The 23,121-nt window shown below is 60.3% G+C and carries 19 protein-coding genes and 1 pseudogene; 12 read left to right on the plus strand and 8 right to left on the minus strand.

Annotated elements, in window-relative coordinates; genetic code table 11:
- Positions 1 to 31 precede the first annotated feature (31 nt).
- Positions 32 to 640, minus strand: a complete 609-nt coding sequence (locus tag GM909_RS21850; protein ID WP_235912013.1) for a hypothetical protein — start codon at positions 638 to 640, stop codon at positions 32 to 34.
- 199 nt (positions 641 to 839) lie between these two features.
- Here GM909_RS21850 and GM909_RS21855 point away from each other — a divergent pair, with 199 nt between their 5' ends.
- From GM909_RS21855 to GM909_RS21885, 7 genes are all read left to right on the plus strand, one after another.
- The gene (locus GM909_RS21855) at positions 840 to 1,184 is read left to right on the plus strand and encodes a YgiW/YdeI family stress tolerance OB fold protein (protein ID WP_157019345.1); all 345 of its coding nucleotides are present in this window, start codon (positions 840 to 842) and stop codon (positions 1,182 to 1,184) included.
- A 583-nt stretch (positions 1,185 to 1,767) separates the two neighbouring features.
- A complete protein-coding gene (locus GM909_RS21860; RefSeq protein ID WP_157019346.1) occupies positions 1,768 to 3,204 on the plus strand; it encodes a basic amino acid/polyamine antiporter in 1,437 nt (478 codons plus the stop codon).
- 35 nt (positions 3,205 to 3,239) lie between these two features.
- The gene (gene arcA, locus GM909_RS21865; protein WP_157019347.1) at positions 3,240 to 4,490 is read left to right on the plus strand and encodes an arginine deiminase; all 1,251 of its coding nucleotides are present in this window, start codon (positions 3,240 to 3,242) and stop codon (positions 4,488 to 4,490) included.
- Positions 4,491 to 4,557: 67 nt separating this feature from the next.
- Complete coding sequence (locus tag GM909_RS21870) at positions 4,558 to 4,761, plus strand: hypothetical protein (protein ID WP_157019348.1); 204 nt, start codon at positions 4,558 to 4,560, stop codon at positions 4,759 to 4,761.
- Positions 4,762 to 4,906: 145 nt separating this feature from the next.
- The gene (locus GM909_RS21875) at positions 4,907 to 5,473 is read left to right on the plus strand and encodes an HdeD family acid-resistance protein (RefSeq protein ID WP_157019349.1); all 567 of its coding nucleotides are present in this window, start codon (positions 4,907 to 4,909) and stop codon (positions 5,471 to 5,473) included.
- 46 nt (positions 5,474 to 5,519) lie between these two features.
- Entirely contained in the window at positions 5,520 to 6,671 is a 1,152-nt protein-coding gene (locus tag GM909_RS21880; protein ID WP_157019350.1) for an efflux RND transporter periplasmic adaptor subunit, read from the plus strand.
- On the plus strand, positions 6,668 to 9,826 hold the full coding sequence (locus GM909_RS21885; RefSeq protein WP_157019351.1) for an efflux RND transporter permease subunit: 3,159 nt from the start codon (positions 6,668 to 6,670) through the stop codon (positions 9,824 to 9,826). Before GM909_RS21880 ends, GM909_RS21885 begins: the two co-directional genes overlap by 4 nt.
- 178 nt (positions 9,827 to 10,004) lie before the next feature.
- Here the strand turns inward: GM909_RS21885 and GM909_RS21890 are convergent, their stop codons facing one another.
- Positions 10,005 to 10,592: a hypothetical protein gene (locus GM909_RS21890; protein WP_157019352.1), complete on the minus strand. Its 588-nt coding sequence runs from the start codon at positions 10,590 to 10,592 to the stop codon at positions 10,005 to 10,007.
- 606 nt (positions 10,593 to 11,198) lie between these two features.
- The gene (locus tag GM909_RS21895; protein ID WP_157019353.1) at positions 11,199 to 11,693 is read right to left on the minus strand and encodes a lytic transglycosylase domain-containing protein; all 495 of its coding nucleotides are present in this window, start codon (positions 11,691 to 11,693) and stop codon (positions 11,199 to 11,201) included.
- A gap of 546 nt (positions 11,694 to 12,239) precedes the next feature.
- Here GM909_RS21895 and GM909_RS21900 point away from each other — a divergent pair.
- Positions 12,240 to 12,452, plus strand: coding sequence for a cold-shock protein (locus tag GM909_RS21900; RefSeq protein WP_157019354.1), 213 nt, complete (start codon positions 12,240 to 12,242; stop codon positions 12,450 to 12,452).
- Positions 12,453 to 12,625: 173 nt separating this feature from the next.
- Here the strand turns inward: GM909_RS21900 and GM909_RS21905 are convergent, their stop codons facing one another.
- Positions 12,626 to 14,056: a basic amino acid/polyamine antiporter gene (locus tag GM909_RS21905; RefSeq protein ID WP_157019355.1), complete on the minus strand. Its 1,431-nt coding sequence runs from the start codon at positions 14,054 to 14,056 to the stop codon at positions 12,626 to 12,628.
- A gap of 204 nt (positions 14,057 to 14,260) precedes the next feature.
- Between GM909_RS21905 and GM909_RS21910 the strand changes: the two genes are divergently transcribed.
- The 4 genes from GM909_RS21910 to GM909_RS21925 all read left to right on the plus strand — a co-directional run bounded on the left by GM909_RS21910 (position 14,261) and on the right by GM909_RS21925 (position 17,563).
- Complete coding sequence (locus tag GM909_RS21910; RefSeq protein ID WP_157019356.1) at positions 14,261 to 14,779, plus strand: DUF1269 domain-containing protein; 519 nt, start codon at positions 14,261 to 14,263, stop codon at positions 14,777 to 14,779.
- A 707-nt stretch (positions 14,780 to 15,486) separates the two neighbouring features.
- Positions 15,487 to 16,605, plus strand: coding sequence for a helix-turn-helix domain-containing protein (locus tag GM909_RS21915; protein WP_157019357.1), 1,119 nt, complete (start codon positions 15,487 to 15,489; stop codon positions 16,603 to 16,605).
- A 78-nt stretch (positions 16,606 to 16,683) separates the two neighbouring features.
- Positions 16,684 to 17,250, plus strand: coding sequence for a DUF308 domain-containing protein (locus GM909_RS21920; RefSeq protein ID WP_157019358.1), 567 nt, complete (start codon positions 16,684 to 16,686; stop codon positions 17,248 to 17,250).
- A 109-nt stretch (positions 17,251 to 17,359) separates the two neighbouring features.
- Positions 17,360 to 17,563 (plus strand): hypothetical protein, encoded by a 204-nt coding sequence (locus GM909_RS21925; protein WP_157019359.1) that lies wholly within the window; start codon positions 17,360 to 17,362, stop codon positions 17,561 to 17,563.
- 127 nt (positions 17,564 to 17,690) lie between these two features.
- Here the strand turns inward: GM909_RS21925 and GM909_RS21930 are convergent.
- The 4 genes and pseudogenes from GM909_RS21930 to GM909_RS21945 all read right to left on the minus strand — a co-directional run bounded on the left by GM909_RS21930 (position 17,691) and on the right by GM909_RS21945 (position 23,047).
- A pseudogene (locus tag GM909_RS21930) lies at positions 17,691 to 19,164 on the minus strand (GntP family permease).
- Between the two features lie 3 nt (positions 19,165 to 19,167).
- The gene (locus GM909_RS21935) at positions 19,168 to 20,250 is read right to left on the minus strand and encodes a patatin-like phospholipase family protein (protein ID WP_157019360.1); all 1,083 of its coding nucleotides are present in this window, start codon (positions 20,248 to 20,250) and stop codon (positions 19,168 to 19,170) included.
- Positions 20,251 to 20,280: 30 nt separating this feature from the next.
- Positions 20,281 to 20,568: a hypothetical protein gene (locus GM909_RS21940; protein WP_157019361.1), complete on the minus strand. Its 288-nt coding sequence runs from the start codon at positions 20,566 to 20,568 to the stop codon at positions 20,281 to 20,283.
- Between the two features lie 169 nt (positions 20,569 to 20,737).
- Positions 20,738 to 23,047, minus strand: coding sequence for a glucose/quinate/shikimate family membrane-bound PQQ-dependent dehydrogenase (locus tag GM909_RS21945; RefSeq protein WP_157019362.1), 2,310 nt, complete (start codon positions 23,045 to 23,047; stop codon positions 20,738 to 20,740).
- Positions 23,048 to 23,121 lie beyond the last annotated feature (74 nt).

The raw sequence follows: 23,121 nt of genomic DNA on the forward strand, positions 1-23,121 counted from the left end.
CCTTTGCTCTCCTCGCAAAGGCCAAGAAGTGTTACCCATGTCTCCGGAATGAACTGTCACCCTTCTCTCGGGAAGGACATACAGAACTATGAACGCCGAACGCCGCCGATTGTCCGCTACAAGCGGCCACCAGCGTTCGCAGCAGTTCCGACTTCGATCCCATGATTCGGACTTCCTTGTCGGCAACCTCGACACGCTGCGCCAGAGCGCGCAGGTGATCGCGACGGTAGCCGCCGTTCTCCAGCCGAAGCCGTTCGCGGGCCTTGTGGGCGAACGCGCCTATCATCTCCGGGGTCACGACTTGGTTACCTGCGCTGCCCAATGCCGCTTCGATACGATCGGCGTCGCTCTGGGCCTGATCCCGTAGCGCCTTGAGCCCGGCGATGCGTTCTTTCAGGGCAGGATCGTCCAGATTGGCGACGCCCGATTCGATGGCGTCATAAAGCCGGTTGAGCCGCTGGTCGGTCTCGGTGATTCGTCTGTGGAGCTCGGCAAGGTGTTCGCGGCGGCGCTCGGTGCGCTCTTGGCGCCGGTCGAGGACACTGGAGAGGACGACTTCCAGCCGCTCCGGCTGGAGTTCCGGACTAGGGCAGACGACCGGGCCGTTGCTGCCGCGCCTGGGGCTCCATGCACGGACCATCGGCAGTTGCTGGATGTGGAAAGCTGTTCGGTTGAGGCCGCGTGGCAGAAATGCTGCACTTCTGCTAACATGATCAAACGAACCAGTTCCTGCATTGGGCCTTCCAAAGCAGAGCCGGGTTCGGCAGTCTGGTCTTCGAAGAGCCTTCTTCACGATCAGGACATGGCCGCAGCCTCATGGGACAGGTGGAGGAGCGGAAATGAAGAGCACTCTTGTGGCAGCCATTGTTTCGGCTTTCCTCGTGACCAGTGCATCAGCGCAGTTCATTGGGCCGAGCCATTATGAGGACATCACCACGGTTGAACAGGCTCAAGCCGCGCGCCGGGGCCAAGCCGTCACCCTCGACGGGTTCGTCGTAGAGCATCTGCGCGGACGCTACTACTTGTTTCGCGACGCAACGGGCGAGATGCGTGTCAAGATCGGCCGCCTTGTTTGGAGGGACCACAGGGTGACTTCGAGGACGCCGATTCGGCTCACGGGGCAGATAGACCGCGACTTCCGAGAGATTTACATTGACGTAGATCGCGTGGAAGTCCTGGGATAGTCTGTCCGCACTCCGGGGCTGGATTGGATGTTGTTCCTCGGGAGCCGGGGCTGCAAGTCTCCAGGAAATGGGAAGCGAAGAGCAGACGCAAATCCAGCGCGTCTGCTCAACGTCCAGATGCTTGCACTGGAGACAATCTCCCGTCGCATCTAATTTTTCATAGATCTTCCAATCAGATAAAACAAAAGTATTCCCGCAAGCGGCATCGACCAGAATATCAGCAGATCCATCGTCTCCTCGCATGGCAATCGAACAGGGCCGTGGTGCTATCTGCGGCGGCATATTGAATTGCGACAAGATCGCGAAACCAGCCGCAAAAGGAACGAAGGCCCCAGAACATGCCTATCAGTGTGTCCCGTTTTCGTTGCGCAGGCAGCAGCAGCAACAACTGGGCAACCCTACCTCAAATGGAAGATTTTCACACTCCGGACGCTGGCGTGGCAGGAGACAACCCACATTGCGTTGCCTTCGCCACTTCAGGGATGGGGCATTTCGTCTTGCAATACAGCCGCTTGCACGTCATAGTTTAGCAGGGTGGTAGTTGGACCTCTCAGGCGTTGCCTGCAGGTAAGGGATTTACCATATGGCGGCCAGTACCCCACAAAAGCTCTCCCTGTTTGCCCTCACAGGCATGGTTGTTGGCTCCATGGTCGGGGCAGGGATATTTTCACTCCCCCGCACATTTGGAACGGCCACCGGACCGTTTGGAGCAATCATCGCTTGGATAATTGCCGCCGGCGGCATGTACATGATGGCTCGCGTCTTCCAGTCGCTTGCCGAACGGAAACCCGATCTCGATGCAGGCGTCTTCGCGTATGCAAAGGCCGGCTTCGGCGATTATCCCGGTTTCCTTTCCGCATTCGGGTATTGGATCGGGAGTTGCATTGGCAACGTATCCTATTGGGTGCTGATCAAGTCGACGCTCGGCGCGTTCTTCCCCGTCTTTGGCGACGGAAACACTGTGGCAGCCATCGCAGTTGCATCCGTCGGCATCTGGATCTTCCATTTCATGATCCTGCGTGGCGTGCAGCAGGCGGCGTTCATCAACACCGTCGTGACGATCGCCAAGATCGTGCCCATCCTGGTGTTCATCCTGATCCTCTTCTTCGCCTTCAAGCTGGACCTGTTCCAGGCGAATTTCTGGGGAGGCGAGGGGATGCCCGAGGCGAGCCTGTTCGAGCAGGTGCGCGCCACAATGCTGGTGACGGTGTTCGTCTTCCTTGGCATCGAGGGCGCGAGCGTCTATTCGCGCTATGCGCGGGAGCGGTCCGATGTCGGCAAGGCAACCCTTCTTGGCTTCGTCGGAGTGACGGCCTTGATGGTTCTGGTCACATTGCTTCCCTACGCGGTTCTCGCCCGGCCGGAGATTGCCGATATGCGGCAACCCTCGATGGCTGCCGTGCTCGAGGCCGTGGTCGGACAGTGGGGGGCAGTGTTTGTCAGCATAGGGCTTCTGATTTCCGTGCTTGGGGCCTATCTCGCCTGGTCGCTGATTTGCGCCGAAGTCATGTTCGCGGCGGCGAAATCCAAGGACATGCCCGCAATCTTTGCGACGGAGAACAAGAACAAGGTGCCGGCGGCGGCGCTGTGGCTGACCAATATCGTCGTCCAGCTTTTCGTCATCAGCACCTATTGGTCGCAGGATGCGTTCACCCTGATGCTCAGCATGACGAGCGTCATGTCGCTGATCCCGTACCTCCTGGTCGCCGCCTACGGAGCACTGCTCGCCCGTCGAGGCGAGACCTACGAAGCGGGGCAGGGTGAACGGGGGCGCGATCGGGTCATCACCGGGATCGCTGTCTTCTACACCATTTTCCTGATCTTTGCCGGGGGGCTGAAGTTCCTCTTGCTTTCGGCCATTCTCTACGGGCCTGGAACTTTGCTCTATTTCTGGGCCCAGCGGGAACAGAACAAGGCACTCTGGTTCGAGAGGCCGATCGACTGGGTGCTCTTCATTGCGGCCGTACTGGGCTGTGTCGGCGGCATTTATGGCCTGGCCACGGGGAACCTCACGATTTGACCTGAATTCAGAACGCCACCGCGAGGAGAAGGCTCATGAGCTCGACCGAGACAACATTCGGTGTCCACTCCGAAGTGGGCCAATTGCGCAAGGTGATGGTGTGTTCGCCGGGCCGCGCGCACCAGCGCCTCACACCAAGCAATTGCGATGCGCTCCTTTTCGACGACGTGTTGTGGGTCGACGTCGCCAAGCGCGACCATTTCGACTTCATCACCAAGATGCGCGACCGCGGCGTCGAGGTCGTCGAAATGCACAATCTGCTCGCCGAGACGGTGGCGGTCCCTGAGGCCAAGAAGTGGATTCTGGACAACCAAGTGGTGCCAAACCAAGTCGGCATAATGCTCGTCGATGAAATACGTAGCTACCTCGAAGGGCTCTCGGACCGGGAACTCGCCGAAACCCTGATCGGTGGACTCTCCACCCATGACTTTCCCGAGGACGTCGACGGAGAGGTCCTGAAGCTGATCCGTGACGCATCGGGTGTGGCGGAATACCTGCTGCCGCCGCTGCCCAATACGCTCTACACGCGGGACACCACATGCTGGATCTATGGCGGCGTCACGCTCAATCCGCTGTTCTGGCCCGCGCGCCATGAGGAGACTATCCTTGCCGCAGCAATTTACGAGTTCCACCCCGATTTCGCGGGCAAGGCCAATGTCTGGTGGGGTGATCCGACCAAGGATTGGGGCCTTGCCACGCTCGAGGGGGGCGATGTCATGCCGATCGGCAAGGGCAATGTACTGATCGGGATGAGCGAGCGCACCTCGCGCCAGGCGATCGGGCAACTCGCCGCCCAGCTTTTTGAAACGGGTGCGGCCGAACGCGTTATCGTTGCCGCCATGCCCAAACTGCGTGCGGCGATGCATCTCGATACGGTATTCACCTTTGCCGATCGTGATTGCGTTCTTGTCTACCCGGACATCGTGAACGGTATCGAAGCCTTCTCGTTGCGCCGGGGTGACAAACCCGGTGCGATCGAACTGCATGAGGACAAGGGCTCCCTTGTCGACACTGTTCGGGACGCGCTCGGTCTCAAGAAGCTGCGCGTGGTGGAGACGGGCGGCAACGCCTATGTCCGTGAACGCACCCAATGGGACAGCGGGGCCAATCTCGTTTGCCTCTCCCCCGGCGTTGTGGTGGCCTATGACCGCAACACCTACACCAACACACTGCTGCGCAAGGAGGGCATCGAGGTGATCACCATCGCCGGAGCCGAACTTGGGCGCGGGCGCGGCGGCGGACACTGCATGACCTGTCCGATCATCCGCGACGCCGTCGATTTCTAGCTGAGGCAACGGAGACCACGGTCAACAATCGTGCCCATTGCTTGCAAGACCATCTGGGAGGTCCCTTATGGCCACAGACGATGAACTGTCCAGACCATTCGCCTACACGCTCGGCGCACTGGGGCTTGTTGTTCTGGGTCTTCTGCTGGTGGTGGCGGGTTTCAGGTACGGACAGACCTGGTATCTCGCAGGAGGGATCGTTTTTGTTGTCGTTGGCTTGTTCATTTTGGCGCGTACGTTCGTGCTACGCAATCGGGGCCGCCGGCGGTGATGGAGCGAACGTCCACAAGAATTGACGCAATGCCCGTCGCCGCGTTCCGCTCCCGTGATCGGGATCGCAATGCAATGTCCGATTGTCCGCAACGCCGTCGACCTCTGCCTCTACTGCCGGGCGACGCACAATGCGAGACGCGCCGATGACAGGCACTGAGCCGCTGGATCCAAGAAACAGCGCGGCAGTCCTGCAGTCGAAATGGGCATGGTTTCTTGTCCTGGGCCTGGTCCTTGCATTATGCGGCGTGGCCGCAGTCGCCTTGCCCGCGTTATCCACATTCGCCGCGAGCACCGTGCTGGGAGCAGGGCTGGTGATCGCAGGGAGTGTCAAAATGATACAGTCGCTTCAGGTCAAGGAGTGGAGCGGGTTCCTTTGGCAGGAATTCGCGGGCGCGGTGGAGGTGGTCGGCGGCATTCTGATCTACTTCTTTCCCTTCAAAGGTGCATTTGCGATCACCCTGCTCATTGCCCTGGTGCTTCTCGTCCATGGGATCCTGCAGATCGGCCTCGCCGTCAAGCTGCGCAATCAGGAGGGCTGGAAATGGTTGGCCGCATCGGGTCTGATTGCCGTGTTGGCCAGTGCCGCACTGACATTGAAGTTGCCGTATACCCGCTACTTTACGCCCGGTACCATTGCCGGGATCGCCCTGCTTATGGCCGGATGCGCCTACGTCGCAATCGCACTGACCATGCGCAGAGCCAAGCCATGACGTATTCGCCAGCAACATCCCCGAACACTTGCTTGGACCAACCTCGATGTCTGGAGTTCCTTCTGTCATTCGCTTGACGGCCCTCGGCCTGACTTCCGTCACCATCCTTTCCACCGGCTGGGCTGGTCTGGCACAACAACCGGGTCAGGCAATCCCGCCTCCCGCTGTCGTCGTGGAGGAGGTCGTGGTCGAGCTGGTGAACGATCCCATGACGTTCACGGCGCGCGTCGAGGCGATCGAGGCGGTTGACGTGCGGGCACGTGTCACCGGCTTTCTGGCCTCAGTTGGGTTCAGAGACGGACAGGCTGTCAATGCTGGCGATCTGTTGTTCGAAATCGAGCCTGACAGGCTGGAGGCCTCTGTCGCTTCGGCACGGGCCCAGGTTGTCCGCGCCGAGGCGACACGGGCATCGGCCGAGCGGACGCTGGCACGCAACCGCGACCTGTTTTCCCGAAACACGGTCTCACAAGCGGCCCTGGACGAGGCCCAGGCCGCGTTCGATGTTGCGACCGCCGATCTGCAGGTCGCCGAAGCGGCACTGAATACGGCAGAGCTGGATCTGTCCTATTCCCGCATCGCCGCGCCAATTTCCGGCAGCATAGGCTTGGCGACGTTCACGGTAGGCAACCTGGTCGGGCCGGACTCCGGGTCGTTGGCCCACATCGTCAGCCTGGACCCGATTCGTGTTGCATTTGCCGTGCCGGAGGGACTGCTGGTAACCATCCGACAACAGGAGGAGCACGGCGTCACAGTAGACCCGGACGAATTGAAGCTGGCGCTCCGTCTTGCGAACGGAACCGACTACGGCCCTGCAGGGCGTATCGAATTCATCGAAAACGAGGTAGACCCCCAGACCGGAACCGTTGCGGCGCGGGCCGTCTTTCCCAATCCCGACCACATACTGCTTCCCGGGCAGTTCGTGACGATCTATGTGCGCGAACGCGACATGCCCGAAAGGCCGATCATACCCCAGTCGGCAGTCCTGCAGGATCGCCAAGGCCGGTTCGTCTATGTCTTGAACGATGGCAACACTGTTTCGCAACGGCGAATCGAGACCGGCGCACGGGTGGAGAACGGATGGGCCACCACCGAGGGCCTGGAAGGTGGCGAGATGGTCGTCGTCCAGGGTGTCCAGCGCCTCACCGACGGAATGAACGTGCAGCCGAGTGCAGGCCAACCTGTCGGTGACGGCCTATGATCTCCGATCTCTTCATCTCGCGGACGAGGATGGCGATCGTCGTTTCGATCGTCATTTCCATCGCCGGCGCGATCTCGCTGCTTTTGTTGCCGGTCCAGCAGTACCCCCAGATCACGCCGCCGACGGTTACGGTTTCGGCAACCTATCCCGGAGCCAGCGCCGAGGTGATCGCTGATGTCGTCGGTGGCCCGCTGGAGACAGCCATCAACGGCGTCGACAACATGATGTACATGTCGTCGAACAGCTCGAATGCGGGGCATTATTCGCTTTCCGTGACGTTCGAGGTGGGCACGGACCCGGATATCGCACAGGTCAACGTGCAAAACCGTGCCCAATTGGCGATTTCGCAACTGCCGAATCCGGTTGCGCAACAGGGCGTGTCGGTACGGTCGCGGTCTCCCGATTTCGTGCTTGGAATCGCCTTCTACTCTCCGGAGGGCGCGCTCGGCGCGCTGGAAATCACCAATTTCGTTTCAACGAGCATCGTTGATGCGCTCGCCCGTGTGCCGGGCGTTGGCGAAGCATCGGTCGCCGGCGCGTCCGAATTTTCGATGCGCGTGTGGTTGAACCCGACCCGCATGGATGCACTTGGCATCACCGCCGACGACATTGCTGCCGCAATCGAGAGGCAGAACATCCAGGCCTCCCTCGGCCAGGCAGGTGCTCCGCCCGCGCCGGAAGGAACCGCATTGCAGTACACGCTTGTTGCCCAGGGCCGTCTGGCAAGCCCGGAGGAGTTCGGCGACATTGTCGTGCGGACTGGCGGGGCAGGGGCGGTCGTACGGCTGCGCGACATCGGCCGCATCGAACTGGGCGCTCTCAACTACTCCACCAGTGCGTACTTCGCTGGACACGAAACGGCCATGCTGCAGGTCAACCAAGCCCCCGGGGCGAATGCCATCCAGACCGCCAATGCCGTGCTTGCCGAGCTCGAGCGCCTGTCGCCCAGGTTCCCGCCGGGTCTCGAATACCAGGTGGTCTATGATGCAACGCGGTTCGTGCGGGCAAGCCTCTCGCTGATCGCCCAAGTCCTGGTCGAGGCTTTCCTGATCGTGCTTCTCGTCACATTCGTGTTCCTGCAGGATTGGCGGGCAACGGCCGTTTCGGCACTGGCCATCCCCGTCTCGCTGCTGGGTGCAATGGCCGTCCTCCTGGCGCTCGGTTACTCGATCAACACCATCTCGCTGCTGGCGCTTGTGCTGGCAATCGGACTGGTTGTGGACGACGCCATCCTGGTGGTCGAGAACGTCAAGCATGTCATGGAAGACGAACCCGAAATCGGTCCGGCCGATGCCACGCGCCGGGCAATGCGGCAGATCACCGGACCGATCATCTCGACAACTTTGGTCCTTCTGGCGGTGGTCACGCCGACGGCCTTCCTGCCCGGCATCAATGGCGAACTCTACCGCCAATTTGCCGTCACGCTTTCGGCCGCGCTTGTAATCTCTTCAGTTGTGGCCCTGACATTGAGCCCGGCGCTCAGTGCAACGCTGCTCAGGCACAGTCGTGACGGCCATCGGCGCGGGCCGCTCGCCTGGTTCACGCGCCTCCTGGATGCGACGCGCGATGGCTACGGGCGGGCGGTGGGATTCCTGGTGCGCCACTGGGTCATGCCTGTTTCGGCGCTTGCTCTCTGCTTCCTGGGTGCATTCCTGCTGTTCACCAACCTTCCGACCACCTTTCTCCCGGACGAGGACCAGGGAGCCTTGTTCCTGGACATCCAGTTGCCGGACGCGGCGTCTCTGGACCGTACGCGGGCGATCGTCAGCGAAGTCGAGCGTTCACTGGCTGCAACAGAAGGTGTGGAAAACGTCATAACCGTCGCCGGGTTCAGCATCCTGCAGGGCACTCTTTCCCCCAATGGAGCCATGGCCGTCGCGGCCTTGGAACCCTGGGGCCAGCGCAATGCACCCGAACTGCAGCTCCACGCCATATTGGCGAAGTTGCGCGCGCAGTTCTCCACCATTCCCGGGGCCAACATTGCCGTCTTTGCACCCCCTGCGATTTCCGGCATCGGGGCGGTCGGCGGCCTTGATCTGCGGCTCCAGGCGCTTGAGGGACAGCCCCCCGAGGAGATCGCCCAGGTGGTCCGCGCGTTCGTTGCGGAAGCAAACCAGCAGCCTGAGATCGGCGGGATGGCGACGACCTTCAGCGCGGACGTGCCGCAAATCTATATTGACGTCGACCGAACCCGGGCGGAGGCGGTGGGTGTAAGCGTCGCCGATGTCTTTTCAACAATTGGAGCCAACTTCGGATCACGCTACGTCAACGACTTCACGCTTCAGGGGCGTGTGTTTCAGGTCAACCTCCAAGCCGACGCCGAGCATCGTGCCGACGCTGAGGACATCCTCAGGCTCCACGTGCGCAGCCAGACTGGCGCGATGGTGCCGCTGCGGACCATTGTGTCAACCACCACTGTCCTCGCGCCCTTCGTCATCTCCCGCTACAACCTGTCGGCGGCGGCACCGATCAACGGGCAGGCCGCGCCCGGCGGCAGTTCCGGGGCGGCTATGGATGCCATCGAACGTGTGGCGGCTGCGGAACTGCCCGCGGGCTACGGATATGAATGGTCCGGGCTGTCCTTCCAGGAACGGCGCAGCAGTGGCCAGGAACCAATCATATTCGCACTGGCCTTTCTGTTTGCGTACCTGTTCCTGGTCGCCCAGTATGAAAGCTGGATGCTGCCCATCGCCGTCATCCTGTCGCTCGGGGCCGCCTTGCTTGGCTCAACGGCTGCATTGGCGCTGACTGGACTGCAAAACAGCCTTTATGCGCAGATCGCCATCGTGCTGTTGATCGGGCTGGCCTCGAAGAACGCCATCCTGATCGTGGAATTCGCAAAGGTGCGCCGGGAGGACGGGCGGCCGATCGCGGAGGCCGCCCGCCTCGGAGCCGAGCAGCGTTTCCGGGCTGTCCTGATGACCGCCTCCAGTTTCATATTCGGCATCATTCCTCTCGCTGTGGCGACGGGAGCCGGCGCGGGCGCGGGCCGGGCAGTGGGCGTCACCATACTTGGCGGCATGCTGGGCGCGACGACCGTCGGCCTCTTCATCATCCCGTCCCTGTTCGCGGTGTTCCAGCGGCTCGCGGAATTGGGCGATCGAGGCAGTCGAGTTGACAGCGAAGCAGACGCTGAAGAGAGGAGCAGGGCCTGACGAGGGCATTTGTTCGGTTCTACCGCTATTCCCAGCCGCTGCAATACAGGTCGAGTTGAGGTGGGCGGATCTTACAAGAGACCGTATTTGACGCGGCGCGACGGAAGGCGAGACATGAATCCTTCGTTCAATGCAGGCCGACGATGGCGCATGTAGATCCTCCGCTCAGGTTAGCGGGTTACTGTTGTTTCGGGACAGCAAATTCGTATTTGCCTTTTGCCTGCATCTTCGCCGTGATGCGGCCGTCTTTGGTGAGCCGCTGAAGGATCCCGTGGATGCTTCCCTTTGGCACTCCAGCGAGTTGCGCAAGGTTGCCTTTCGGCATCGGATTGGCCGGAGCACCCTTTTGCCCGATCCGCATTACGGCTTCCAGAACCTTCGCATCATTTTCGGCGGCGGCAACCACGGGGCGGCGGATGCTTTTCCTGGGCAGAGCCGCAGTCCGAGCCTTTTGGAGTGCTTCCGCCTTTGCTGCAGTCTTCCCGGATCTCATTCCTGTGGTCCGTCTGGCGATCCGTTTGCGGGGCAGGGTGGCCGTTGACGGTTTGGGCTGGCCAAATTTGCCGGGCGTGAATGTGAGGCTGATGTCGCCCCTGTCGGATGTCTCGATAATCAGAGGATGCGCCTTGGCAAGCGCCAGAAGCTCTGCCCAGAGACCGGATTCGCTCGTGGCGAGGCTGGCAGCGATGTCTTGCAGTGAACATCGTAACCGCCCTTCCTCGTTCACGGAGTTGAGCGTGAAGGCCGCGCCAATGATTTCATACAACCCCGAACACGTCATTCGGCATTCGGCACCAGACTGGAGAGCTGGGGGCGACCGTCCGAACGCGGCGGACACAGAGGTATGTCCTGATCGATGCAGGTCAGGTTTTCGCGGCATTAGGTAGCAATTGCGGGAATCGCAGTTTTCGAGGGGCTGGCGCTTTTGGTTTATCTGAGGATCACGCGTGATTTCGGAGCGACCTTTGTTTCGCATGCAAACTACATCTCCATGGTATTCGCAGCGATCCTCGGCGCGGTCTTGTTTGGAGATCGATTGACGTGGCTCTCGATTGGAGCCGCACTTGTTCTGGTGGTCTCGCTGACGCTAAACCAATTCGAGCCACGGAAGTAACCGCGGAAATTGTCTGCGGTGCTGTTGTTCAATGTGATTATGCCGGCCGTCCGCTCGCCGCCCATTGCAGTGGCCGTAGGAAGAGGTCCGGCGCATTGGACGGCCGAGACCACGGGCGTAGGAGGCGACGGCCCGCGCCGTCGTCCCTTTTCAGCGACCGTCAATGCATTTGCCTTCCAATCGGACCCAGCGACAGGGGCCGATCGTCGTGGGACCGTCCGAATGTCACGCCAACATCCGCTCCGACCGTACACGGGTTCATGCCTCGAGGATGCGCTTGACCTTGGCGCAATAGGCCGCGGACGTCTTGTTCATCCGCTTTGCGCCATGTCCTGCATTGTATTTCAGGATGGTACCGCATGTTGAACCGTCGGCCAGTTCGTGTGCCTTGGCGAGATATTTCATCCCGTACTTGATGTTGGTCTCGGGATCGTAAAGCCCCTCCACCGAACCGGTATAGCCCATCATGCGGGCTGTTGCTGGCTTGATCTGCATCAGCCCGACTTCACCTGCGCGCCCGCGCGCATTGGGTTTAAAATTGCTCTCGACGCTCACCACGGCATGTGCCAATTGCACCGGCACCCCATAGCTCGTAGCGTAGCGAGCAATGAGATCGGAGTACGTATCGTGCTCCCTCGATGCGCCGTTCGCGATCTCTTGCGGGTTTGTTGGATGGTGATTGCCTGCTGCTTTTGCCCCATAGCTTGCCATGCCCGCAGCCAATGCCGCTGCAAGTATTGTCAGTCTCATCATGCTTGGATTTTGTCTTTCCTTGTTGCCCACGTTCCGTGGACGTTGTTTTCTGACCACCCGGGCAACACGTAAACGGCCCCCGGAACTGCACGGCCCGTGCAACTGGGCCACGAATGCGTGCCATTCATGTCCACCTGCATTCACGTTTTTGTGAACGATGGTGTTGAGAGCGTACCCTTACATACTGTCAGGCGTCAGCGGGCCGGGGACCCAGTTCGGCAATGTTTCCGCGGTTGACGGTCTTCAATGCAACGGCGGCGCATTTTTGACCACATCTTGGAATGAGGGGGGCACTTCGACCAGGACGGCCGCGGAAGAAGTGATGCCGACCGCATGTCTTTCCGCCGCTGCGCAAAATCCGACGTTGCGGTCTTCTTTGCATCGTTCAATAGTGCACGCTGCCAGTCTTTCCGAAGCGGAGAGCGGTTACGGATTACAGACCCGGTTCCGAGCACCGACGCCAATCAGACCCAAGCTTGCCGCTTGGCGGCGAGAAGGAGCTGCGCTGTCCGAACACGGAGCCGCCCGAAACGTAAGGAGACTCCCATGCCCCAAATGGGTACAGTCAAGTTTTACAATTCATCCAAGGGCTTCGGATTCATCACTCCGGAAGACGGCGCGAAGGATGTTTTCGTGCACGTCTCCGCGCTCGAAGCCTCGGGCCTGCGCTCGCTCTTCGAAGGTCAGAGGGTCGAGTTCGATGTCGAGCCGGATCGCACAGGCAAAGGGCCGAAGGCCGTCAACCTGCGCATCGTCTGACATCGTTCCGCTCGGTGCCTCCACGGCGCAACCTTTGGTCTGGTTCGTCGCCATGTTGAATGCCTTGCCTTTGCGGTGCCCCGGCTGTTCCATTTGGCCGCCCGGGTGCAACCCGAATGTTCCGATCAAATCGAATGCTGCATGCGGACGCGGAAGGTATGCGGCGCACGGCGTTACAACGTTATGGCACCGGTCAAGAGTCCGTAGACGCCGACGATGCAGCCGATCGCGGCAAGGAGGAAGATGCACCACTCGGGCCGGGAGAATACACGCATCCGCCTTTCGTGGCGGGCCCACACATAGAGCAAGGTGCCGGGCGCGTAGAGTACTGCCGAGAGCAGAACGAAATTCATGCCGCCCGCATACACCATGAATGCGGCGTAGAGTGTCGCCAGGCCAGCAAGAAACAAGTCGCGGCGGCGCTCCTGCGGCCGAGCTGCATAGTCCTCGCCGCGGCGGACGACGTCGAATCCGTATGCCGCGGCAAGCAGGTAGGGGATCAGTACCATTGCACTGGTAAGTTTCAGCATCAGCGTGAACGCGTCCTCCGAAAACAATGTGCTGATGAGAAAGAGCTGGATCGTAGCGTTTGTGAGCCAGAGAGCCGCCGAGGGAACCCCGTTGGAGTTCTCTTTCCCGAGGAAACTTGGCATGTCACCGCTCTTTGCGGCCCTGGAGGGCACCTCGATGCAGATCAGGGACCATGCAAGATAGGCCCCCAACACCGAGACAATCAAACCGATGCTGACAAAGACCGCGCCCCAAGGGCCAACGACCGCCTCCAGGACACCTGCCATTGAGGGCTGCCGCATGCCTGCAATGGCAGCGCTATCCAGCACGCCGTAGGGCAGGAGGGTGACCAGAACCATCAAGGCTGTAACCCCGATGAAGCCTATGATCGTGGCCGCCCCAACGTCGGAGCGGCGTTGGGCATGGCGCGAATAGACACTCGCCCCCTCGATACCGATGAAAACGAACACGGTCACCAGCATCGTGGCCCGTACCTGCTCGAACAGGGGCTCTTCCGGCACCGCGTTGCCGCCCCAGAAGTTCTCGGCAAACTGGTCCAGATTGAAGGCCACGGAGATGATCACGATGAAGACAAGGATCGGGATGATCTTGGCTGCCGTGACAACCATATTAATGAGGGTTGCCTGTTTCACGCCTTGCAAGATCATGAAGTGAAAGAGCCAAAGCGCTATCGACGAGACCAGTACGGCGGGGACCGTGTTGCCGTCCCCGAAGGCGGGAAAGAACGCCCCGAGCGTTGATTTGATCAACACCCAGTACGACACATCCGCAATACACCCGACCAGCCAATAGCCGTAGGCCGACAGAAACCCGGCATAGTGGCCGAATCCCGCTCTTGCATATGCGTAGATGCCGGCGTCCAGTTCCGGCTTTCGCTCGGCCAGCACACGAAAGACGTGCGCCAACGCGTACATCCCCGTGCCGGCGATGCCCCAGGCGATCAAAGCGCCGAATGCGCCTGTCGCGCCGCCGAAAGTCCTCGGGAGCGAGAATATCCCGGCTCCCACCATTGAACCCACCACCATGGCGGTCAGCGCTGCCAACGAAATCTTCTGGTCTGTCCCGACTGCCATGCTTATCCCCGTGGCGGAATTGGCGGCTGACCCACCCTGGCAGCATACATCGGCCTATCGGAAAAGTGGTAGTCGTTCCCGGCAGCTGGACGGCTGGATGCAATTTTGGAACGTGGAGCAAATCTGCGGGATTCATGACCAACCGTTTCGAGGGAGTTCCGTATTAGGATTGCCGCGTCCTTTCTCGTATCAATGGAGGCAGCTGTGTCAGATCTCATCGCAATTGTGTACCCCAGCGAAACCAAAGCAGAAGAGGTACGCCAGCGATTGCTGGAACTTCAGAAGGAATACTTGATCAGCATGGGTGACGCCGTCGTTGCAACCAAGACGGAATCCGGCAAGATCAAGCTGAATCAGATCTTGAATACGACCGCGGCCGGGGCCGTGACGGGCAGTTTTTGGGGCCTGTTGATCGGCGTTCTGTTTCTCAATCCTCTGTTGGGTGTTGCGATAGGAGCAGCTTCGGGTGCGGTTGGCGGCGCACTTACAGATGTCGGCATAAATGACAAGTTCATGAAGGACCTGGCGGCCAATCTACAGCCCGGCAATGCGGCTCTCTTTCTCCTTGTTCGTCAAATGACGGCGGACAAGGTGCTGAAGGAGATCGAGGGTTTCGGAGGCGTGATCCTCAAGACTTCACTCGATGAAACCAAGGAACAGACTTTGCGTGACGCGCTCGAGCGTGCCTCGGAGGCGGATGCCGGTGCGCAGTCGGCAATGTAGGTATATGTAGGGCTCTGTGCGTTCCCCGTCAGACCGCCGAGGTTAGGGGCAGCAACCCCGATGAGGGCTCCAGGCCTGTGCACCAGCCGATCGGGCCTGGGGAGGTTGTATTTCCATGTGCCCTTCGCCGCGGCCGGCGAAATGCTGACGTTCGGAAACGCAATTGGAGCGGATTGTCAGCCGATGGAGGACAAGCAAGCACCTTCAAGCAGGCTTACCTAATCGATCTGGTCAGCAGCTGATGTCTGCTGCCTTGAGGCGGGCATTGCGGAACAATCAAATCAAGCTGTTGGCCAGCAGGTAGGCGATGCCCGCCACGAGCAATATGCCTCCGAAGATGAGCATTGATTTCACTTTGGGCTCCATCGAGGTCTCCTCCCCGCAACTATCGCTAGCCGAGCGGTTCGTACCCCGCTCCTGAGTGGCGATCTTTCGGGCGGGGCGCAACGTGGAAGCTCATTTGATTGCATTTCGGCATCGTTTTCCACGTTAGGGAGGTGTCGGGTTCTCCGGGGTGAGGTGACTTCGTCGGACGCAACCTCCCAGCCCCTTCTCCGCCTTTGTCAATGGCTTGAGAAAATCCTGCGGTTCGACTACAAATTGAACCGGACGTGGGCAACTTCTTCTTGTGAGGTGGAAGTGTCACCACTGATCCTGACTTTGCGACAAGAAGCCGACGGATATCCGGCAGTGGGGAACGGTTGCTCATGAGTACCGTTGCCACAGAGATGCTGGAACCCGATAGGGATCTCAGGCCGTTCCCGGCCCCACCGCCAAATCATCTGCTGGGAGGATCCGGGATTCCTGCGTACGAATTCTCGACCCTCCATTTCGCTCCAGGGAACCAATTCGCTGCCTGGCGGAGAAACTTCGCACCGGTCGTCGAGTTGTCTGTGGCCGATGGTCACACAGACTTTTTCTCGGGAAAGCAAACAATCTGGGACCTCGGCAGTTTCGCGGTCATGAAGGTCAAGAGCGACACCTGCAACTTTACCAGTCTGGCGAGGCACGCACGGCTGGACCCGCTCGATATCTGGCAGATCACCTTGGTCCTTCACGGGCGTTCGGTCACTGACACGCCTTTCGGACGCTTCGCCGCGGGTCCCGGTACCGTACAGATCCAGCGGCTCGGTACCGCGTTCAGCGGGTCCTTCATCGAATGCGAATTGCTGCATCTGCTGGTTCCACGGCAATTGTGCCACGGAATGGTCCACCTTCTCGAGGCCGCAGAATTCACCGCACAGGACCAAGGAATCGCCGGGCTGTTTGGCGACTACATGTTGAACCTGTCCCGCCGGCTGCCATCCTTGGACATCAAGGACACCGCCACACTGGCAAGTGCGACGCGAGGCATGATCCGGGCCTGCTTCTCGGATATACCTGACGGGATGGATACGGCAGCCGATGAGGCCGACTATCCGCTCTTTCAGCGGACCCACCGTTTAATAGATTGCAACCTGTTCGCTCCCGACCTCGGCGCTGCCAAGCTGCTCTCCGAGTTGTACATATCACGCTCCCGGCTTTATCGGCTTTTCAGGCCCTATGGAGGAGTGTGGCGCTACATCCAGCGCCAACGCCTCCTTCATGCGCATTCCGTTCTGGCGAATCCCGGCGACCGCCGTCGGATCCTGGACATCGCCGATGCACATGGATTTGCAGATTGTGCGGAGTTCAGCCGCGCCTTCAAACGTGAATTTGGATACAAGCCCAGCCAGGTACGGGCGAGCGGACGCATACAGCCACGGACGAGGAGACCAGGGGCGGATTTGCGGCGGGTCGAGCCGGGTAGCAGGTTGGGTGCGATATTGCGTCGGCTGCAGAACTGACCGTTGGAGTTCCTGGGCCGCCGGACAGATACGGGCGACGCCGGCCCGGCCCGGTAGGCAAATCGGAGCGCAAGCAAAATGGACGAGAGCAGAATTGCCGGGCTTGAAGCAAGCATGACAATGTTTCGTGGCGTCGTGATGGTCGTTGCCGCACTGCTCGCCTCCATGTTCCCTCGCGAAGCCTTCCGGTTCGTTTTGCTGGCCGGCGGTGTCCTGCTATTGGCCGACGGCATGCTGTCCATAGCGTCGGCCGGATTCTCTGGACGGCGGCATGGCGCTTTCTGGCTCGATTGCATCCGCAGCCTGCTGTGTATCAGTGCCGGGTTGGCACTGCTTGCGAAGCACATATACCGTGATCTGTTCATGGTAGGTCCGGTCGGATTCCTTGCAGCCGGCGTTGGCGGGATGATTGCACTGGCTGGCTTCTGCGAAATCCTGGCGGCGGTCTCGGAACGAGAGCGACATGCCAATTTGGTGTCGGCCACACTGGGTGGCGGGCTCTACATCATTTTTGGCATCATGCTGATGTTCGTTCCGCTGGGTGAAGGCGCAACCCTGATCCGGATTGCAGCAATCCTGGTCTTACTCTACGTGCCCACTCTGTTCTATCGGGCCTGGCGCGCCTGGCCCGGCAGCTCATACTGATCAGGTTGGCGCAATGGAATGTTTGGTCGAAGGTGCTCGCCAGTGTCGCTCGGGATCCAAGTTGGCGCGCTCAGTTGGTGGTGCCGGCGTTAACCCAATGGAGATCGCTATGACTAAAGAAGCCCTGTCTTCACTGCTGGCCAACAAGCTTGTTGCCTTAGCCCTGGTCGTTCTTGGATTTCTCATCCTGTCCTCAAGCTACAGATATGGATCTTTCATTGGCTTTCTCGGCGGATGCCTTGTGCTGGTCATTGGTATCATTCTTATGGCTGTGAAGATTGGTCGCAGAAACAGACCGCGGCATCCTGAATGAAAGGGCAGTGAGGCTGCCGAGGCGCCCGTTTCGAATTGCTCTCATGCCTTGCAATGCTTGCCGCGGCTTCGATTGGCCGAAGTCACAGCGATGCTCCTGTCGATTGGCAACCCACATTGACCCTGTTTTAAAAACTCCCGATGAAGGTCCCCAGCACGATGATTACGGCGAGCGCGATGAACGGCCCCACCACCGCAACCATCGCGAGGTCGAGATAGGACTGCCTGTGGGTCAATCCGCAAATCGCCAGCAGCGTGATCACTGCGCCATTGTGCGGCAGCGTGTCGAGTCCGCCTGTCGCGATCGCCGCTACCCGGTGCAGAAGCTCCGGGTTGATGCCGTTTGCTTCGGCCAATTGCAGGTAGGTATCGCCAAGGGTCGAAAGTGCAATGCTCAGGCCGCCTGAGGCCGAACCGGTCATGCCGGCCAGAACGTTGGTGGCAACCGCGAGTGAAATCAGCGGATTGTCGCCTCCGAGACCCAAGACAGCGTCGCGGATCAGAACAAACGCTGACATGGAAGCAATTACCGCACCGAAGCCGACCAGGCTGGCCGTATTGAAGATCGGCAGCAGCGAAGCGTTCGCACCGGAATCGATACTCGCCGTGAGCTGTGGCAGTCGCCGCCAGTTGAGGCCGATGACGGTCAGGATTGCGAGCGCTAGCTAGCGCGGCGATGACGGCCCATATGCCACGCACGTCGTCGATTGTGGTCGATCCGAACTCGGGCAGTGCCAGGAAGGCCGCATCCATTCGCGGGATGATGGAAAAGGTGAAGAGCAGGTTGAGGCCGATAACCAGGAACAGTGGCATAATCGCGACAAAAGGACCTGGCAGATTCACCGGCTCGGTCTCGACCGACACCTCGCGCAAATCGAACCCTTCGCCCGCCGCACGTTCGCGCAGATAGCTGTCTTCCGATAGCGGATCGCCAGCGACCGCCACGGACAACGAGGCGGGCTCTGCGCCATAGCCTTCATGCGCCAGCGCTTTTGCGCGGTGGGTCAGCCACCACATTCCGAACCCGAACATTACGAGGGCCGCGATGATACCGAGCCCGGGGGCTGCGAAGGCCGACGTACCGAAAAAGGGCATCGGGATGGTGTTCTGGATGGCGGGCGTTCCAGGCAGGGCTGTCATCGTGAAACTGAAGGCCCCAAGCGCGACCGTGGCCGGAATAAGCCGTTTCGGGATGTCGGCATTGCGGAAAAGCGAGGTCGCGATAGGGTAGATGGCAAAGGCAACGACAAACAGCGAAACGCCGCCATAGGTCATCACTGCACAGGAGAGAACGACTGCCAGAATGGCGCGGTGCTCGCCAAGCACGCGGATGATCGAACTAGCCATCACTTCGGCGCTTCCCGAGTCCTCCAGCAGTTTGCCGAACACGGCTCCAAGCAGGAATATCGGAAAGAACTGGACGATGAAGCCACCCGTGGCTTCCATGAATATCTGTGTGTAGCTCGCAAGAACCGGTCCGTCCCGCGTGGCCGCCACGGCAAGGATGGCCAGTGCAGGTGCCAGAATCAGCAAGCTGACCCCGCGATATGCCAGAAAGATGAGCGCGCCAAGTACCGCGAAAATGATGAGGATCCCGAACATCCTTCACTCCCTCGCGGGGTTGTCGGTTGGTACGTCGTCGATCCATGGCAGCTTGAAACTGTCGCTGAACAGCTGGCCGAGATCGAGGGTCGAGCGGACGCCGAGGTCGTCGAAGTGCCGGTCAAGAAAACGCTCTGCCCAATTACGCCCGCGCTCCTTGAGATAGAGGAGATAGGTCCACTCGGCCGTAAGTTTGCTCGAGGCCTTCAGGTGCTGGATTTCTTCGTGGGCGTGGATCAGATGAAGGTAGCTGTCACGATAGCGTTCGGATTCCAGTCCCTCCGCGTCGATGAGTTCATGCAGCAGATGAATCGAACGCAATTCCTTCAGGAGCGCAGAATTGAACGTTACTTCGTTCAACCGGTTTATGATTGCGCGGCCGGTTGTCGGCAGTTCCTCACGGACAAGCGGATTGATCTGGACGATGACGATGTCCCGGGTGGCCCGGTCGTCGACGAGCGGATAGAGCGCGGGGTTGCCAATATAGCCGCCATCCCAGTAGGCCTCGCCGTCGATCTCCACCGCCTTGAACATGAAGGGCAGGCAGGCCGACGCCATGACAGTGTCGACTGACAGGCCAGGTTGGGTGAACAGCTTGGCCCGGCCCGTGCGCACATTGGTGGCGGTCACGAACACCCTGAGTCCGGTACATCGGTTCACTGCCTCGAAATCGATTGTTGCCGCAAGCAGGTCGCGCAGCGGATTGATGTCGAACGGGTTCAGTTCATAGGGAGAGAACTGCCGCGTGAGCTGTTCGAACCACAGATAGGCCGGGGAGTGGTCGAGGCTGAAATTGCTGAACATCCGGTCCCACATCGTGGGTTGAAGGGGGGACCAGCGTGCGGCGTCGCTCACCGCCTTCCAGAACCTTTCCAGTGCAGCGCGGCCTCCGTCGGCACCACCCTTGTCGAGCCCGTCCGCGACTACGACGGCATTCATCGCGCCAGCGCTCGTACCACTGATGCTGCAGACGCGGATGCGGCTGTCTTCGAGCAGACGATCCAACACGCCCCAAGTCAGAGCGCCGTGGGATCCTCCACCCTGAAGCGCGAGATCAATGCTCTTTGGTGTCGCTTGGTCGGGCATGGTGTCATACCAGGAATATGTGGCCGTCGGCTAATCGCGGTCGTCGGTCCCGCGCCTTTGAGATGCTTCGAGCGATTCCAGCATCCGGTCAGTTGCCGACAGATGCCGATACAGCTCGTCCAGCAAGTCGTCGACCGTATCCATCTTCTCGCTGGCAACGGCGAAGACTTCTTGCGATGCAGCTCTGAGTTTGGGATCGGCAACCTTCTCCATCAACAGATCCAGTGCGTCATACCGATAGCGTGCGTGGGCGAGTGCATCCTTCAAGTCGATCACCTGCTTCCGAATGGGATCGAGTACTTCGCCCAAGTTGACCATTTCGATTTCTCCAGGCAGTTGGCGACAGACTACCGCGTTGGCCGCAATTGCGCATGACAGTGTTCATTGGGCGGCCCTGCGATCTGTGAACGAGCCAAGTCAAACTCCCGAAAAGGCATTCCCCGCGCCTCCGCCCGACCTAGGTCCGCTGGACGAGCGCGAAAAGGCCCTATTGCGGCAATGCATAAGCAATGACGTAGTCGCCGGCCTTGGTGCCGATGGAGCCGTGACCTCCGGCGACGATGACGACAATCTGCCGTCCATCCGCAGTCTCATAGGTCATGGGTGTCGACTGGCCGCCAGCCGGCAGGCGCGCCTGCCATAGGACGTCACCGCTGGTCAGGTCATAGGCGCGGATATAATTGTCAACGGTCGCTGCCAGGAAGGCCACGCCACCCGCAGTGATGATCGGCCCGCCGATTCCCGGAACGCCGACCTTGAAGGGCAAGGGCAGGGGCGTCATGTCGTAGACGGTGCCGTTGCGGTGCTTCCAGGCGATATTGCCCGTACGCAGGTCTGCTCCCGCCACATAGCCCCATGGCGGTGACTGGCAGGGAATGCCGATCGGTGACAGGAATGGCCCCATGACGATGGCATAGGGTGCACCCTCGTTGCGGTTGAGCCCTTGTTCGCTGGCCTTCTCATCGTCACCGGGCGGCGGAACCTCGGCACGCGGGACGAGGCGCGAGGTGAAGGCGAGATAGGTCGGCATGCCGAACATCACCTGGCGCACCGGGTCGACCGCGACGCCGCCCCAGTTGAAGACACCGAAATTACCCGGAAAAACCAATGTTCCTTCGAGCGAGGGCGGCGTGTAGCGGCCCTCGTAACGCAGCCGGCGGAAAGCGATGCGGCAAACAAGCTGGTCAAAGAGCGTGATGCCCCACATGTCCTTGTCGGTGAGCGGGTCGGGCATGAAGGTGAGGGCGGAAACGGGTTGCGTCGGGGCGGTGAATTCCCCCTCGATCGCCCCGCCCGGCGCATCCACCTCCGTCACCGGCAGGATGGGTTCGCCAGTGCGGCGATCGAGTACATAGATGTCGCCCTGCTTGGTCGGCCCCACCAGCGCCGGAACAAGACCGTCGTCGGTAGTCACGTCGACCAGCGAAGGCTGCGCCGGCACGTCCATGTCCCAAAGGTCGTGGTGGACGGTCTGGTGAACCCAGCGCAGCCGGCCAGTATCAAGCTCCAACGCGACGATGGAAGAGGAGAACCGCTCCACATTCTCACTGCGTCCAGCGCCCAGCTGGTCAGGCGTCTGGTTGCCGAGCGGCAGATAGACGAGGCCGAGTTCCTCGTCCGCGCTCGCGGTCGACCACATGTTGGGGGAATTGGCGGTATAGGTCTCGTCGGGCCCGAGTGGTTCCGTCTGATCCGGATTGCCGGAATCCCAGTTCCAGACCAGATCGCCTGAGCGTGCGTCAAAGGCACGGATAACACCGGACGGCGACTCGACAGAATAGTTGTCGTTGACCGCACCGCCGACGATGATCTTTCCACCTGCAATGAGCGGCGCTGAGGTGGAATAGTAGTAGCCGGATGGCTTGAAGGGCATGTTCTCATAAAGGTCGACCGTGCCCAGATTGCCGAATTGCGGGCAGATCTCGCCATTTTCCGCATCAAGCGCGATAAGTCGCGCATCTGATGTCGGGAGATAGACACGCGTGGCACAAGAGGTGCCAGGGGTTGCCTCTTCGTCGGCGAAATACGATACGCCCCGGCAGGTCTGGTGTTGTCGGTCACTGTCGAGGCCGATCTCGGGGTCGAAGCGCCAGAGTTCTTCGCCAGACGTCGCATCGATGGCAATGGCGAAGTTGTGCGGTGTGCAGATGTAGAGCTTGTCACGCACCTTCAGCGGCGTCACCTGATAGGTTGTCTCCGGTACATCGTCAGAAGTGCGGACATCGCCAGTCTGGTATGTCCAGACGACCTCCATATCGGCGACATTCTCGGTTGTGATCTGGTCCAGCGGTGAATAGCGCTGACCGGCTTGGGTGCGTCCGTAGAACCACCATTCCTCCGCCGGCACGCCGCCAATGCCCGGCGCGCTGTTAGCCGCTTCGACAGGCAAGGCTCCGGATATGCCATGCGGATCCGTCAGCAACGAATAGCCGGCGGCCACGATCGTGGCGAGCACCGCGACGCCGAGCGCAGCTGTGCCCGACCCTTGCAGTTTCCTGCGGATCACGGGCATCAGCAGCCAAAGTCCGATCAGTACGATGACGCCGCCGCGCGGACCGAGTCTCCACCAGTCGAATCCCACTTCCCAGACCGCCCAGGCGAGGGTCCCCACGATCAACAGCGCATAGACCCAGAGCGCCGCACCACTGCGCCGGAAAAGCAGTGTCGCCGTAACCAGGAAGGCAAGCCCGGCGATCAGATAGTACCAACTCCCTCCGAGCGCGATCAGCCAAATGCCGCCGGCACCGACCGCCAGCCCGATGAGTGTCAGAATGAGCGACGTGACAGCAATCGCCATGAGTGCGTCTCCTTTTTCTCTATGGGAAGACGTCGGCGTGCGACGGCCGTGCTCCTTTGACGGCGCATTGCAGA

The organism is Mesorhizobium xinjiangense, from assembly GCF_009749525.1.
Lineage (GTDB): Bacteria > Pseudomonadota > Alphaproteobacteria > Rhizobiales > Rhizobiaceae > Mangrovimarina > Mangrovimarina xinjiangensis.

Bases quoted from the DNA above. Each gene is read 5' to 3' on its own strand.
- GM909_RS21925 (WP_157019359.1), top strand. From the start codon at position 17,360: ATGACTAAAGAAGCCCTGTCTTCACTGCTGGCCAACAAGCTTGTTGCC.
- GM909_RS21915 (WP_157019357.1), top strand. From the start codon at position 15,487: ATGAGTACCGTTGCCACAGAGATGCTGGAACCCGATAGGGATCTCAGG.
- GM909_RS21935 (WP_157019360.1), bottom strand. From the start codon at position 20,250: ATGCCCGACCAAGCGACACCAAAGAGCATTGATCTCGCGCTTCAGGGT.
- GM909_RS21870 (WP_157019348.1), top strand. From the start codon at position 4,558: ATGGCCACAGACGATGAACTGTCCAGACCATTCGCCTACACGCTCGGC.
- arcA (WP_157019347.1), top strand. From the start codon at position 3,240: ATGAGCTCGACCGAGACAACATTCGGTGTCCACTCCGAAGTGGGCCAA.
- GM909_RS21905 (WP_157019355.1), bottom strand. From the start codon at position 14,056: ATGGCAGTCGGGACAGACCAGAAGATTTCGTTGGCAGCGCTGACCGCC.
- GM909_RS21855 (WP_157019345.1), top strand. From the start codon at position 840: ATGAAGAGCACTCTTGTGGCAGCCATTGTTTCGGCTTTCCTCGTGACC.
- GM909_RS21875 (WP_157019349.1), top strand. From the start codon at position 4,907: ATGACAGGCACTGAGCCGCTGGATCCAAGAAACAGCGCGGCAGTCCTG.
- GM909_RS21940 (WP_157019361.1), bottom strand. From the start codon at position 20,568: ATGGTCAACTTGGGCGAAGTACTCGATCCCATTCGGAAGCAGGTGATC.
- GM909_RS21945 (WP_157019362.1), bottom strand. From the start codon at position 23,047: ATGGCGATTGCTGTCACGTCGCTCATTCTGACACTCATCGGGCTGGCG.
- GM909_RS21850 (WP_235912013.1), bottom strand. From the start codon at position 640: ATGGTCCGTGCATGGAGCCCCAGGCGCGGCAGCAACGGCCCGGTCGTC.
- GM909_RS21895 (WP_157019353.1), bottom strand. From the start codon at position 11,693: ATGATGAGACTGACAATACTTGCAGCGGCATTGGCTGCGGGCATGGCA.
- GM909_RS21920 (WP_157019358.1), top strand. From the start codon at position 16,684: ATGGACGAGAGCAGAATTGCCGGGCTTGAAGCAAGCATGACAATGTTT.
- GM909_RS21885 (WP_157019351.1), top strand. From the start codon at position 6,668: ATGATCTCCGATCTCTTCATCTCGCGGACGAGGATGGCGATCGTCGTT.
- GM909_RS21900 (WP_157019354.1), top strand. From the start codon at position 12,240: ATGCCCCAAATGGGTACAGTCAAGTTTTACAATTCATCCAAGGGCTTC.
- GM909_RS21860 (WP_157019346.1), top strand. From the start codon at position 1,768: ATGGCGGCCAGTACCCCACAAAAGCTCTCCCTGTTTGCCCTCACAGGC.
- GM909_RS21880 (WP_157019350.1), top strand. From the start codon at position 5,520: ATGTCTGGAGTTCCTTCTGTCATTCGCTTGACGGCCCTCGGCCTGACT.